Origin of the sequence: Actinomyces sp. 432 (assembly GCF_009930875.1) — a bacterium.
Lineage (GTDB): Bacteria > Actinomycetota > Actinomycetes > Actinomycetales > Actinomycetaceae > Actinomyces.
On sequence record NZ_CP025249.1, the window covers coordinates 3,033,703 to 3,047,479 of the forward strand.

At 68.4% G+C, this 13,777-nt stretch carries 12 protein-coding genes and 2 pseudogenes; 6 read left to right on the forward strand and 8 right to left on the reverse strand.

Features of this window, described 5'->3' with window-relative positions:
- Nucleotides 1-40 precede the first annotated feature (40 nt).
- Both CWT12_RS12875 and CWT12_RS12880 read right to left on the reverse strand, forming a co-directional pair.
- Entirely contained in the window at nt 41-1,186 is a 1,146-nt protein-coding gene (locus CWT12_RS12875) for an aspartate-semialdehyde dehydrogenase (RefSeq protein WP_161925132.1), read from the reverse strand.
- A pseudogene (locus tag CWT12_RS12880) lies at nt 1,183-2,723 on the reverse strand (aspartate kinase). Before CWT12_RS12880 ends, CWT12_RS12875 begins: the two are co-directional and overlap by 4 nt.
- A gap of 778 nt (nt 2,724-3,501) precedes the next feature.
- Here CWT12_RS12880 and CWT12_RS12885 point away from each other — a divergent pair.
- The 4 genes from CWT12_RS12885 to CWT12_RS12895 all read left to right on the forward strand — a co-directional run bounded on the left by CWT12_RS12885 (nt 3,502) and on the right by CWT12_RS12895 (nt 7,385).
- Nucleotides 3,502-5,760: a restriction endonuclease fold toxin-2 domain-containing protein gene (locus tag CWT12_RS12885; protein ID WP_161925133.1), complete on the forward strand. Its 2,259-nt coding sequence runs from the start codon at nt 3,502-3,504 to the stop codon at nt 5,758-5,760.
- A 515-nt stretch (nt 5,761-6,275) separates the two neighbouring features.
- A complete protein-coding gene (locus CWT12_RS12890; protein ID WP_161925134.1) occupies nt 6,276-6,473 on the forward strand; it encodes a DUF6301 family protein in 198 nt (65 codons plus the stop codon).
- On the forward strand, nt 6,392-6,796 hold the full coding sequence (locus tag CWT12_RS14800) for a DUF6301 family protein (protein ID WP_442862565.1): 405 nt from the start codon (nt 6,392-6,394) through the stop codon (nt 6,794-6,796). Before CWT12_RS12890 ends, CWT12_RS14800 begins: the two co-directional genes overlap by 82 nt.
- The gene (locus tag CWT12_RS12895; RefSeq protein ID WP_161925135.1) at nt 6,783-7,385 is read left to right on the forward strand and encodes a DUF6301 family protein; all 603 of its coding nucleotides are present in this window, start codon (nt 6,783-6,785) and stop codon (nt 7,383-7,385) included. Before CWT12_RS14800 ends, CWT12_RS12895 begins: the two co-directional genes overlap by 14 nt.
- 332 nt (nt 7,386-7,717) lie before the next feature.
- On the opposite strand, the gene CWT12_RS12900 is transcribed toward CWT12_RS12895, so the two are convergent.
- From CWT12_RS12900 to CWT12_RS12910, 3 genes are read right to left on the reverse strand one after another with little or no spacing between them, the layout of a single operon-like run.
- Complete coding sequence (locus CWT12_RS12900) at nt 7,718-8,209, reverse strand: hypothetical protein (RefSeq protein WP_161925136.1); 492 nt, start codon at nt 8,207-8,209, stop codon at nt 7,718-7,720.
- Complete coding sequence (locus CWT12_RS12905; protein ID WP_161925137.1) at nt 8,133-8,294, reverse strand: hypothetical protein; 162 nt, start codon at nt 8,292-8,294, stop codon at nt 8,133-8,135. The genes CWT12_RS12900 and CWT12_RS12905 overlap by 77 nt, the downstream gene beginning before the upstream one ends.
- Nucleotides 8,295-8,864, reverse strand: a complete 570-nt coding sequence (locus tag CWT12_RS12910; RefSeq protein WP_161925138.1) for an AAA family ATPase — start codon at nt 8,862-8,864, stop codon at nt 8,295-8,297.
- Between CWT12_RS12910 and CWT12_RS12915 the strand changes: the two are divergent.
- A pseudogene (locus CWT12_RS12915) lies at nt 8,863-9,902 on the forward strand (ABC transporter ATP-binding protein). The gene CWT12_RS12910 and the pseudogene CWT12_RS12915 overlap by 2 nt on opposite strands.
- Nucleotides 9,903-9,970: 68 nt before the next feature.
- A complete protein-coding gene (locus CWT12_RS12920) occupies nt 9,971-10,990 on the forward strand; it encodes an ABC transporter permease (protein WP_337247931.1) in 1,020 nt (339 codons plus the stop codon).
- 245 nt (nt 10,991-11,235) lie between these two features.
- Here the strand turns inward: CWT12_RS12920 and CWT12_RS12925 are convergent, their stop codons facing one another.
- The 3 genes from CWT12_RS12925 to CWT12_RS12935 all read right to left on the reverse strand — a co-directional run bounded on the left by CWT12_RS12925 (nt 11,236) and on the right by CWT12_RS12935 (nt 13,735).
- Entirely contained in the window at nt 11,236-11,727 is a 492-nt protein-coding gene (locus tag CWT12_RS12925) for a hypothetical protein (protein ID WP_161925140.1), read from the reverse strand.
- A gap of 305 nt (nt 11,728-12,032) precedes the next feature.
- Nucleotides 12,033-12,647 (reverse strand): recombination mediator RecR, encoded by a 615-nt coding sequence (gene recR, locus CWT12_RS12930; protein ID WP_161925141.1) that lies wholly within the window; start codon nt 12,645-12,647, stop codon nt 12,033-12,035.
- A gap of 2 nt (nt 12,648-12,649) precedes the next feature.
- Nucleotides 12,650-13,735 (reverse strand): hypothetical protein, encoded by a 1,086-nt coding sequence (locus tag CWT12_RS12935; RefSeq protein ID WP_161925142.1) that lies wholly within the window; start codon nt 13,733-13,735, stop codon nt 12,650-12,652.
- Nucleotides 13,736-13,777 lie beyond the last annotated feature (42 nt).

The following is a 13,777-nucleotide window of genomic DNA, read 5'->3' on the forward strand; positions in this document are numbered from 1 at the left end:
GCCCGACGACGCCGCTTCGACCGACCTCGGCGCGTAACTTCTACCGACCTCGGTGCAGGTTGGCGGCGACCAGCTCGGCCAGTTGGACGGCGTTGAGGGCGGCACCCTTACGCAGGTTGTCACCCACCGCGAACAGGGCGATGCCGTGGCCGTCGTCCCAGGCCTGGTCGGCGCGCACCCGACCCACGAAGGTGCCGTCGCGGCCGGCGGACTTCAGCGGGCTGGGCACGTCGTCGTAGGTGACGCCGGGGGCGGCGCGCAGCAGCTCGATGGCCCGCTCGGGGCTGAGGGGACGCTCGAACTCGGCGCTCACGCTCACCCCGTGGCCGGAGAACACGGGGATGCGCACGCAGGTGCCAGACACGCGCAGGTCCGGGATCCCCAGGATCTTGCGGGACTCGTTGCGCAGCTTCTGCTCCTCGTCGGTCTCCCCGGAGCCGTCGCCGGCGTCGCTGCCGGCCCAGGCGACGGCGTTGAAGGCGACGGTGTCCACGTACACCTTCGGCTCGGAGAAGCTGACGGCCCGCCCGTCCAGGGCGAGGCCCTCGATGTCCTGCCCCTGCTCGACGACGGCGCGCACCTGCCCGGCCAGCTCGGCCACCCCGGCGCGCCCGGAGCCGGAGACCGCCTGGTAGGTGGAGGCGACCAGGCGCGTGAGCCCGGCCTCCTCGTGCAGTACCTTCAGGGCCGGCATGATCGCCATGGTGGTGCAGTTGGGGTTGGCGATGATGCCCTTGGGGCGGTCGTCCAGCGCCTCGGGATTGACCTCGGCAACCACCAGCGGCACGTCGGGATCGCGGCGCCAGGCGGAGGAGTTGTCCACCACGACGGCGCCGGCCGCGACAAACCGGGGCGCGTACTCACGCGAGGCGGTAGCGCCGGCGGAGAAGATGGCCACGTCGATGCCGGCCAGGTCCGCGGTAGCCACGTCCTCCACTTCGATGCGGGCGCCGCGGAACTCCACGACGCTCCCGGCGGAACGCGCCGATGAGAACAGGCGCAGGCTGCGGGCGGGGAAATCACGCTGGGCGAGCATGCTCAGCATGACGCGGCCTACCTGCCCGGTGGCGCCGACGACGGCGACGCTCACGCCGTCGGCCGGGCCCACGTACCCGCCCGCGGGACCCACGTACTTCCCCGCGTCCTCCTGCGGGGCCTGGCTGTCCTGGTTGCTGGGGTTGCTCATCTTCCGGTACCTCCGTAGACGACCGCCTCGGCGGCCTCGGCATTGAGGCCGAAGGCGGAGTGGACGGCGCGCACGGCCTCGTCTAGCACGGCGTCGTCCACCACCACCGAGATGCGGATCTCGGAGGTGGAAATCATGTCAATGTTGATGCCGGCCTCGCTCAGTGCCCCGAAGAGCTTGGCGGACACGCCCGGGTGGGAGCGCATGCCGGCGCCGACCAGGGAGAGCTTGCCGATGTTGGGGTTGAAGTGCAGGGTCTTGAAGCCGAGCTCGTCCTGCGCGGCCTCGAGGGCGGCGCGGGCTGCCGCAGAATCGCCGTCGGGGCAGGTGAAGGAGATGTTGGTCAGGCCGGTGCCCTCTGCGGAGACGTCCTGCACGATCATGTCGATGTTGGTGTCGGCGCGGGCCACGATCTCGAAGATGCGGGCGGCGGCGCCGGGCACATCGGGCACGCCGACCAGGGTGATCTTGTCCTGGCTGCGGTCGTGGGCGATGCCGGAAATGACGGGGGCTTCCACGTGATCCTCCTGAGCGGATGGGTGCGGGCGGGCCTGGGCGCGGGCGTTGACGGCACGGGTGTGTGCGGCACCCACGGAGGCGCCGTCGGGCGGCAGGGCGCCGTCGGGGGCGACGACGCGGCCGGTGACGGCATCAATGGCGGGTGCTGGAGTGGGCTGAGCCCGCAGGGCGGGCGCGGGCGGTACCGAGGCATCGGCAGGGGCACCGGAGGCGGGCGCGGGTGTGGGGGCGGAGGGGGCGTCGTCGTCGGCCCCGGGGACTAGGGGCGGGATGAAGGCGCCCTCGCGGCGGCCGTCGTAGATCCAGGTGCCGGTCTTGTCGGAGAAGGAGGAGCGCACGTGCAGGGGCACGCCGAAGCGGCGGGCGTACTCCACCGCGCGCAGGTGCAGGATCTTGGCGCCGTTGGCGGCCATCTCCAGGGTCTCCTCGCTGGAGAGGGCCTCGATGCGGCGGGCCGTGGGGACGATGCGCGGGTCGGCGGTGAACAGGCCGTCGACGTCGGTGTAGATCTCGCAGACGTCCGCGTTCAGGGCGGCGGCGAGGGCGACGGCGGTGGTGTCGGAGCCGCCGCGCCCCAGGGTGGTGACGTCCTCCACCTCGTTGATGCCCTGGAAGCCGGCGACGACGGCGACGGCCCCCATCTGGATGGCGCGGGCGATGCGCTCGGGCAGGACGCCGACGATGCTGGCGCGCCCGTACTTGGAGTCGGTGAGTACGCCGGCCTGGGCGCCGGTGTAGGCGCGGGCGGGCACACCCAGTTCGCCGATGGCCATGGCCAGCAGTGCCATAGAGATCCGCTCGCCGGCGGACAGGAGGATGTCCATCTCGCGCGCGGGGGCTTGGCGGAGATGGCACCGGCCATGTCCAGCAGGTCGTCGGTGGTGTCGCCCATGGCGGAGACGACCACCACCACGGTGTTGCCCGCCTTGCGCGTGGCGACGACGCGCCTGGCGACGCGGCGGATCGCCTCAACGTCGCTGACGGATGAGCCTCCGTATTTCTGCACTACCAGTGCCATGTGGGGGTTCCTGCCGTTGTGCTGCCGGTTGGTCGTTGCCGGTGCCGACTCGTCGGGCGCGCCCGCGCGGGGCGTCCCGGCGTCCTCGGCGTGGCGTCGAGCCAAGCATACGGCCCGCAGGTTACGACGGCTCGACGGGGATCGCAGGGTGGAGGGGCAGGAGTCCGGCCCTGAAGAGGTGGCGCATCGACCCTGACCGGGGTTGCCTCACGGGGTAGTACATGGCTAAGGTCACCACATGGCGAGCGTTATGGTTTCGTCATTTCCTGTTGGTTCCTGAAAGGCCTGTCTCATGGTTGACGACGGCGCTCGGCGTGAGGCCGTGGGCGATAACGACGGCGCCCAGCGGGTCCGCCCCGCATCCGTGGCGGGCGGGGACGCCCCGGCGCCTCCGCCGCCGCCAGGGGCTTCGCCGAAGCCGGCGCGGGGGCGGCATGCGGCTGAACCGGGCGAGGGCGAGCCCGATGGGCGGCCCGGGATAGCACCGGAGTCGGGTCCGGCGGTGCGAGGGCGGCATGCCGCTGCGCCGCAGAGTGCGTACGGGCTGATGCCGGACGGTGCGCCTGGCGGAGGCTACTCCGGCGCACCCGCTCCCGCTGCTGGGGCGGCATCATCTGCAGCCGGTTCTGGGGAGCGTTCCGACTCTGCGCGGGGATACGGGTTTGTGGTGCCTACGTCGGCCCCGTACGGCAGGCCGCCGGGCCGGGGAGCGGCAGAGTCGGCCCACTATGTCGCGCCGACTGCGAGTGCGGCAGCGACGGCGGGCGAGGGTCGTGTCTTGTCGACGCTGGATGTGCCGGCGGAGTGGTGGGAGCGGGCGCTGGCTGGCTGGCGGGGCTGGTGGGCGCGTCATGCGGGTTTCGCGCGTGGGTTGGTGCGCGTGCAGCAGGTGGTCTCCACCGTGGCGCTGGTGCTGGGTGTGGTGGCGCTAGTGGTGGTGCCGCGCCTGGCGATCGGGCTGGTGCCCGCGCTGTTCATGACCGGCTGCCTGCTGGTGGTGGGACTGCTGGCGCGCACCCGCACCCTGGGGCTGCGCCCGCTGCTGCTGCTGATGGGCATCAGCGCGCCCTGGTCACTACTGATCGCCCACGCCACCCTAGTGATTGGTGAGGCGATTGGGCTCTCCACGGCCGATGACGGCGCCCGCATCGCGCTGGCCGCTTTCGTTGAGGAGCCAGGCAAGCTGCTGCCGCTGCTCGCCCTGGCGCTATTGGCGCCGGGCCGGGTCAGGCGTCTGGCGGCGGTGGACTGGGCGCTGCTGGGCTTCGCTACCGGGGCGGGATTCACCATCGCCGAGGACGGTGCCCGCCGCCTGGTGCCCCCGGGCCTGATCGCCGAGCTGCTGGGAGAGGACCGGCTCCAGTACTCGCTGAACCCGTGGACGGCGGGCCGGTTCCTGATACATGGGGGCAGTTGGGCCGAGAACCTGCTGGAGCTGGACACTCCGGTGGAGGTAGTAGCCACAGGGCATCAGGTCCCCACCATGGGGGTTGCCATGGGTATCGCCCTGGGCCTGGCCCTGTGGCGCACCGCGAAACCCTGGTGGCGCGCCGTCGCGTGGCTGCCGCCGGTGGTGATGCTCACGATGGCGATCGTGGATCATGCCTGTTACAACGCCACCGTCGGCTGGACCGGCTGGGCCGACCAGGACACCGCCATCCCCACCTGGATACGCCTGGCCTGGCACGTGCGCGGGCAGGGACGCACCCAGATCGCCGTCTCCGTGGTCCTGTTCATCGCCTGCATGCTGGTCGACGCCCGCCGCCGCCACCGCGCGGGCGTGTTCGGCGACGTCGTCATCGAGGCCCCCAAGGCGCCCGCCCTGCCCATGACCGGTGTCCCCTTAGCCCTGCGGGCACCGGTGCAGGCCGTGGTGTGGCTGGCCGCCTACACCTGGTCGGACCTGGCGATCATCGCCGCCGCGTACGGCGACCGAACACTGAGCCGTAGGGCGCGCATGGCCGAGGGCCGGGCCATGGGCGTACAGGTGCGCGGGGTGCGCCAGGACGCCATGACCGTGACCACCCCCGGCACCGAGCCGGCCGCTCGTAACGCCTTCCGCCTGGTCGCACTCACGGTCGGAGCGGTGATGCTGGCGGTCTGTCTGTGGTACGGCACCGCTCTCGCCCAGGACATCGGCTCCTGGCTCCAACAGCCCGACTGGCCCTACTTCTTCGCCGGCCTGCTGGACGGGCTCGCACAGTGGTGGGACTCCCTGGGCGTGCTCGGCCAGATCCTGGTCACCGCCCTCGCGGTACTCCTGCTTGCGTGGGCGGGCCTGTCCGTGGCCGCGGCGCTCGGGGCCGTCGGCGTGGGCACCTGGGTGCTCAGCCATGGGCGCGGCATCGCCACCTTCCTCCAAGACCCCGCCGCCGCCACCCGCTCCTACGCAGCCAACGCCACCTGGGAGCAGCTCCTACTGGACGGCGCCGACTTCGCCCTGACCTTCATACCCGGCTCCGCCCTCGGGCTCGGCACCCGCAAAGCCGCCCGCACTGCAGCCGAGAGCGTCGCGGTCTCACGCGCCGCACGCCGGGAGATCGCCGGCCTGACCGAGGTCAACAACCTCTTCGCCCAGCGCGACGCCGCCAAAGCGGTCCGCGTCTGGACCGAGCAACAAGTAACCGATTGGGTCAGCGGGCTGCATACCGTCGTGCGCAGGCCTTACAACAGCGCCATCCAGTACCAGCATCGAGTCCTAGGCACCAACGTCGAACACGTCATACCCACTGGTGTCCCTGGCGAGACCATCGTCGCCGACGCCGTCACCAAAGAAGGAAACATAGCCGTGGCCTGGGAAGCCAAATACACAGAGGGCGGAGCGAACTCTCTATACGAAGGAGGCAGACCCGACTTCCTATACAAGAAACTTGACGACGAGATCAAGCGGTACGGACGGGTTATAAGCAACCCTGACAATCCAGTCCGAGGGCTCACTATCATCACCAACACAGAGAAAGCCGCCGAGTTCCTCTCCAGCCGCATCCGTAGTATCCTTGGAGAGGACTTTCCGCTGACCATCAAAGTTGCACCTTGAGAAGGCGCCCATCACCACCCGGAGGCAACACACACATGTACTACACGATACACCCACCTCTTGCTAATCCCAGTAGCACGATTGCCGACAGAGATGATTTCATCCGTTCCGCGCAAGCACATTGGCCTGGTTGTAGGGTCTTTCGACGCGAAGATCACGAGAACCGCTTCGCCGACGCTTATGTCTACCCCGTGCTGGGCGGCTACGAAACTGAAATCAGCCATTTCCCAGACAATCAAACTATATCCTTCCGCGGAGCTCCGGATATGCTAGGGACGGCAGAGATCGCCGCATGGGTGCGGACACTCAACTCGGACCCAGGGACTGTTTTTTGGCTAATTGAGGGAGATTTTTCCGGGCACGCGCTTCTCACTCCGGGAATCACTCCGGAGCAGATACTTCACACATGGGTAGACGATACTGGGCGCGACCCCGTAAAAGAGTACCCGGAGTTCTTCGGCAATTAACCGGCACCTCTACCTCACCGCGCATGACCTCAGCAGGAGCCGACCACCATGACCGAGATGAAGATACTTCCCGTCGAGCGTGCCGTCGAGTGGATTCGCGCCTGGGCCGAGCTCGACTGGCCCATCACCTGGGAGACCGCCTACGCCACCCGCGACAAACTCGGCTGGACACCCAACCCACAAGACCCCGAACTGTTCACCACAGAACTCACCGTCAACGAAGACGGGGGTACCTCAGCACACTAGACGACGCTTGCAGCGGCCTCTCGATCCCGCTCTGCTCTCGTAACCTATCAGCCGAGCCGAACACTCCTTGGACGACTTCCCTGTGGCAGGCATACGATGCCATCGCTAACGCACTCACGCAGCTATACGGCACCGGCAAGCAGACCGGCGACCGAAGCGACGTTCTTCAAACCGACTGGATACTCAACAACCAAGTCACCGTAAGCCTAGTAGCCTCGGACAAGTCCATGAGCGTCATGCTGGACTCACCCGAAGTCACCGCGATTGATCAATGGGATTCATACTACGTTGAGAAGTACGGCGAGGACTATGTCGACGACTGACCCCGGCACCGCAGCCGGCGACACCACCGCCAGCATCGACCCGAACCACCACGGGGATGCCCCTTCGCACGGCATGCGCATCCTCCCGGTCGAGCGCGCCGTCGAGTGGATTCGCGCTTGGGCCGAACTCGACTGGCCCATCACCTGGGAGACCGCCTACGCCACCCGCGACAAACTCGGCTGGACACCCGCCCCCGACGACGGACGCTTCTTCACCACAGAACTCTCCACCAACGGACAAGAAGACGGATCAATATCGCAACTAGATGGAGATGTCAGCGGACTAACCATCCCGTTAACTTCCCTAGTTCCCAAAACACAAAGAGACCAGACAACTGCGCCGACCACATGGGCTGCATATAACGCATATGTTGAACAGGTCACCCAGATCTACGGTCAAGGCACACACGAAACAGGCCGTCTAGGGTCAGAGCAAACCAAGTGGACACTACCAAACGGAGCAGGTTTAAACGTTATCGCTTCACCAGGCCTGATTGAAGCTAAAGTCAAGTCGCCGTCGCTCACTAAAATCAATGCGCAGGAACTGTACTACGTTGAGAAGTACGGCGAGGACTATGTCGACGACTGACCCCGGCACCGCAGCCGGCGACACCACCGCCAGCATCGACCCGAACCACCACGGGGATGCCCCTTCGCACGGCATGCGCATCCCCCGGTCGAGCGCGCCATGGATTCGCGCTTGGGCCGTCCAGTCTGTTCCATCGAGCCCACATTGTCACAAACGGTGACAAACGAGCCCGAGGCGCTGGCCCACGACTCACGAAACGTTGGAATCATGCGGTTGCGAAAACCAGGCAGGGCAGCGATTCCGGCGTTTGTCACCGTTTCTGACAATGCTGGCCACCGAACGCCCCGCTCTCAGCTCTCCTCGTCGAACCGACTGCACGAAGGTGCGCCCTACTACATCTGCCGGTGAGCCCGACGCCCTGCCTCGTTCCATCCAGTGGTCCACGGAACAGTCGGTGGGTTCTCCCGGCCTGTGATGACATGGACCTTGCCGTTGACGACGCGGCGGAGGGACCTGTCTAGCTGCTGCCGATAGTTCGCCATCGTCTGCTGCGCCGCGGCTTGCCGACCTCGCCCCGCGTGTGGCTGCGCGCCGGGCAGGTCGATGCGTAGCGCTACATACAGCGTCCGGGCCCTCACCGTCTTGCGGCACATCTCCCGCATCTCCCGATCGGTGTGTCCGTCGCGGGTCCCGGCGTGCAGGCCCGCGAGCGTGTCCATGACCTTCTCGGCCACGACGGCGACCAGGTTCTTGGGCTCTTTCGCCTCCTGGTAGGCGTAGTCCTTCGCCTCAATCAGCCACAGCTGGTCACCGGTAGAGGTAGCGGGTGGACTGCTTGAGTTCAGCGTCGAGGGCCGTAATGACGGGCAGGTCGTCAAGGTCATCGGCCTGGGCCACGGACACCGGGCCGCTGTCGGTGCGGTCGAGCCCGAAGTAGCGGATGTCTGCGTCCTCCCGCTCATCGAGCATCTAGAGTTCGCGCAGGAGGAAGAGACTGTGGGTGGCGAGGAAGACCTGGACTCCGCGGCGGGCGAGGTCGGCGATGAGCGGGGCGAGGAGCCGAATGGAGGCCGGGTTGAGGTTGGCCTCGGGCTCGTCCCAGAACAGGTACCCCTGATCCTTGAGGACCCCGTTAGCGAGGAGCACCTGGATCATGCCAAGCTTGCGGTGCCCCTCGGAGACCAGCGGCGCCTCAAGCTGAGCACCTGAATCACCCTCGGCGTCGGGACGAAGAACGAAGCGCTTGTCCCTCACCTCGAAGCGTCCGCCGACGATGCCGCCGATGACGTCCTCGATCTCCGTGTCGGAGCGGTCCTTGAGCCGGGGGCGGTAGAGCAGCGTCGCCAGGTCGTTCCAGGTCTCATCGAAGGGGACCTCGTAGGTGGCGAAGAGCGAGCGCAGACCGTGGGCGACCGAGAGGATCTCATGTGCCGGTATGAAGACGGGAAAGGCCTGAGCACGAATCCGCCGACCGCCGCCGGGAACCGGCCCGCAACTTTCCCGGTCGCCCGGCGATTCAATTGTTACATTAGCGCCCATGAGTATTGAGGCGACAGAGGTTACGCGTTTCTTCGGCTCGGCGCCCGCCGTGCAACGGTTGAGCCTGTCCGTACCCGGCGGAGCCGTCACCGGCCTGGTCGGCCCCAACGGGGCGGGCAAGACCACGCTGCTGCTCATGCTGGCGGCCCTACTACGGCCGGACGCGGGCACCATCCGGGTGGCCGGACTCGACCCGGTGGCCCAGCCGCGCGAAGTGCATCGGGCCGTGGGCTGGATGCCGGACGCCTTCGGCACCTGGGACTCCCTGACCTGCACGGAGATCCTGCTGACCTTCGCCGCCGCCCAGGGAATCGACGACGCCACCGCTGGCGAGCGCGCCGCCGACATGCTCGCCCTCGTGCATCTAGAGGACATGGCCCGCACCCCGGCGCGGGTGCTCTCGCGCGGGCAGAAGCAGCGCCTGGGGTTGGCCCGCTCGCTGCTCCATGCCCCGCAGGTGCTGCTGCTCGACGAGCCCGCCGCCGGCATGGATCCGCGCTCACGCATGGACCTGCGCGTGATCCTGCGGGAGCTGGCGAGCCAGGGGATGACGGTGCTGGTGTCCAGCCACGTGCTGGGCGAGTTGGAGGAGATGGTCGACGGCGTGGTGTTCATGTCCCGCGGGCGGGCGCTCACGCCGCCGGGCGCCGAGATGAACACGGATACGGATACAGAGCCCGGCCACGCTCAACCGGCCGGGCAGGGGCAGGCCGCGGCGGAGGCACCCGCGCAGGCCGACGCCGGAGAGCCCGCCAGCGCGGTGACCCCGGTACGCCCCGCGCCGCTGCGCGCCACCTGGCGGATGCGGGCGCTGGACGGCGACCGGCTCGCGGCGTGGGCGCGCGAACAGGCACCGCCGGGTCGCCGGGTGCCGGCACCGAGTCCGACGGCTCGCTGCGGCTGCGGGTGCCCGACGACGTCGCGGCCGCGCGGCTCCTGCGCGACGCCGTCGCGGCCGGCGTGGAGGTCGTGTCCTTCGCACCGGCGGCGGGCGAGCTGGAACAGGCATATCTCGCACTGGAGGAGGAGCGCGCATGAGTCGGCGGGGAGTACACACCGTGGCGGTGCTGGAGCTGAAGCAACGGGTGCGGGCCACGCGCTGGTCGATGATGCTGCTGGTGTGGGCGGCGGTGCTGACGGTGCTGTTCGTAGGCATGCTGTGGCTGGCCGCCTCCGTGGGTGCCGATTACGAGGAGTTCGCACCGCTGCTGTATGACGTGGTGCTGTGCTTCGTGCTCGGGATCGGGCTGATCGTGGCGCCGACGCTGTCGGCCACCTCCGTCAACGGGGACCGCACCGATGCGACCCTGGCGCTGTTGCAGGCGACGGCGCTGCGTTCCTGGGAGATCGCCGTCGGCAAGCTCCTGGCGGCGTGGTTGGCGGCCATGGCCTTCCTGGCGGTAGCACTGCCCTTCCTACTGGTGCTGACGCTGATGGGTGGGGCGACCTGGATGGCGCTGCTGGGGCACCTGTTGCTACTGGTGGTGACGCTGGGCTCGGTGTGCGGGATCGGCCTGGGGTTCTCCGCGGCCACGGCCCGCCCCTCCGCCTCCGCGGTGCTGACCTACCTGGTGGTGGCGGCCCTGGTGATCGGGACGCCGCTGACCATGGTCATCGGGCTTTCCGGCGCGCGGCAGCAGCAGGAGATGATCGAGTACTCCATCGACTACGACGCCTCCACCGACGACCAGCTCGTGTGTGAGGCAGAGCCCCACACCTACCACAACACGGTCACCCACACCGAGTGGGTCTGGTGGCTGCTCGTGCCCAACCCGTTCGTGGCCCTGGGGGATGTTTCCGCGCGCGCCCCGCTGGAGCAGCCCTCACGTGAGTACAGCTCCGAGAACATACTGGAGGGACTCGGCCAGGAGGTGGACTGGATGCGAGACCCGCAGCCCTCACGAGTCATCGACAATCCCTGCGCCGAGCCGGCCGACGACACCGACTCCACCGCCGGGGCCTCGAACTACGACTATTTCCGCGACCACTACTCGGTGGGCCACGTGCCGTTCTGGCCGGCCAGCGCCCTACTGCTGTTGGCACTGGGCGCCATTGGTGTCGCGGCCGCAGCCAAGCGGCTGCGCACCCCGGCGGGTCCGCTCCCCCGCGGCATCCGCCTGGCGTGACCCGTCAGGCGGAGCGATCTGCTCCACCGCTTACGGCACCTGCATGCTCCTGGTGGCACGGGCACGGGCGGCCGCTCGCGTCGACCCCGCCCGCAAAACACGACCTTGGGGTACGTTCCACGACCCCGGGGTGGTCGTGATTTATACCCCAAGGTCGTGCAGTGTCACCAAGGTCGTGTTTTGCGCGGCGATGGCGCAAGCCGTATACACGGTCATTCCGCGCTGCCGTCGGAGGAAGCGGCAGCTCACTCCGAGAAGTCGTCCTGGCGGACCTCTCGCTCACCGAGGTCCTCAGACAGAGTGACCCGCACCGCCGACTGCACCGCAATCGCCGGGCAATCGCCGTCCGCCATCTCCGGCAGAACCCCGTAGCTGAGGTTGATGGTGACGTCCTGCGGGGTCTCCAGCAACTCCACCGACACGCCCTCACATGTGGGCGAGCCACCGGTAAAGCTGACCTCGACAGTAGTTGAGTCGATCAACTTCCACGATTCCCACCGGAGCCGGGACGGTGATACCAGATCATCGCGGGGCGTCAACAGCGTCGGCTCGGCGCCCTCAGCAATGGAAGGCGCAGGCGCCGCCGTCGAGTCCATGGGCCCGGCTGACAGCTTCACTCCGCCTGAGGACTGGGCTCCCGTAGGCGCCGTCCCCATGGTGGAGGATGACGGAGCTGAACGTGAGCACGCCGTCAGAACCGGCACCGAAATGGCGGCGGCGCTCGCGACAATGGCCATTCTGATACCGTTACGTCGTCCAATGGCAGGCATGGTGCTCCTCCCGCGGGCTCAACTACCTCAACATTGAGCGGTTGACAGTGACCCCAGCGTACCCTGCGATTCACGATCACGGGCGCCTTGGCCCAGCGCGCCCGGACTGCGCCGCCAGGTCCGCATTGCCTCAATCCGTTAGAAGGGACCCCAGGTACCCGCACCAAGCTGGAAAACGCGGGAATCATACGGCGCCGCGAACGAATAACGCGGCGGCACCCTTCGCTGGCTACCGCGCAGAAGATTCAATCCTGCATCTCGCGCCCCGCAACTCACCCATCCGCGTCAACACGCCGCCGCCCCTCGAAGGCGCGCCCGAGGGTGACCTCATCGGCGTACTCCAGGTCGCTGCCCACCGGCAGGCCGGAGGCGAGCCGCGATACGGGCACGGCCATGGTGCGCAGCATGCGCGTCAGGTAGGCGGCGGTCGCCTCACCGACCACGTCAGGGTCGGTGGCGATGATGACCTCCTCCACGGCTCCGTCCCCCACCCGGGTGAACAGCTCACGAATACGCAGGTCGTCCGGGCCAACCCCGTTGATCGGGTCGATGGCGCCGCCGAGCACGTGGTACAGGCCCCGGTACTCGCGAGTCCGCTCAATGGCGACGACGTCCTTGGGCTCCTCCACCACGCAGATGACGCTGCGATCACGGCGCGGATCGCGGCATACGGTGCACTGCTCGGACTCGGCAACGTTTCCGCAGGTGACGCAGAACCGCACCCGGGACTTCACAGCGCGCAGCGCCTCCACCAGACGCTCAACGGTGTCAGTGTCCGCCGACAGGATGTGGAAGGCTAGCCGCTGGGCGGACTTGGGGCCGATACCGGGCAGCTCGCCGAACTGGTCAACAAGGTCCTGAAGCGCACCCTCATACGCAGCGGGCAAAGTCAGTGTCCTTCCTGGGTAACCGTGATCTCCTCCAGGACGGTTGCGCCCAGGAGACGTTTGACGACTTCCAGCCCGACAACGCCGGCCTCCTCGGCGTCCTCATCATCCTCACTGGGAAGGTCGTCTTCAAGAACAGGACGCGCAGGCGCTTGCGGAGCGCTGTCATTACGGTGCTCCCGGGCACCGCCCCGGGCTGCGGCCCGAGCGGCCGCCTGCGCCGCAGCCAGCCGCGCAGATCCGACGCGCGGGCCGCCGTCCGCAGGTCCCTCAGGATCGCCGGGCTCCTCCGGCACCGGTACGCCGTCGGAGAAGGTCTGCTCCGGCCCGTCCCAGGCAACCGGTGCCAACCGGTGCGGCCGGGAGTCCGCCGGGATCGCCGACGGCGGCTGGTCACCGGAACCCGAATCGTCCTTATGCGCCGGTGCCGAGTCCAGAGGCTGCTCGGCGGCGCCGGCCGATTCCGTCTTCGGAGGTGAATCCGGCGACGGCTCGGGAATCTCCGGCAGGGGGCGCAAGCGGTGGACGGTGGCAAGTGGGGCCGCATCGGGATCGTCATCCCGGCCTGCCGTCGGCGCGGGGCCGGACGCCGCGTTAGCCGCCTCAGGGCTGGTCTCCGCTTCTGCCGCGATAGCGGACGCATCTGGTTCAGGCGCCCACTCCTGTGCCCGGGCGGAGGGGCCTGTTGGGACGCTGATCGGTGCGGGCGCCACCACTGCCCGGGCATCCAGCGCGGCGTCCGCGGGGGATGCGTCACTGGGAGGGGTGGCGCCGCCATTCGCAGGTCCCGCCGACGGCGCATGCGGTTCCGGAGGTCCTGCAGTGGGTGCCGAGGGCTCGTCCGATAAAGGCGCGGCCTGCGGCGCGGAAGCCAGCGAGTCTGGCTCGCCGGCCAGCTCACTGCCTGGCCCGCCGGCCGGAGTCTCGCCCGAACCGGTCGGTTCCGGGCTCGGGGCGCTCTCGGCGGCGGTGATCGCCTGCCCGCGCGCACCGCCCCTACTACCGGGAACAGCGACCTCTCCCCAACCGTCGTCGCCGACGGGTGCAGCCGGGGCCGCTGCCGCCGCGGGCCCGCCCACAGCGCCCATGCCACGCGGGGAGCCATCCGCGGAATGCCTATCGCCGTCAGT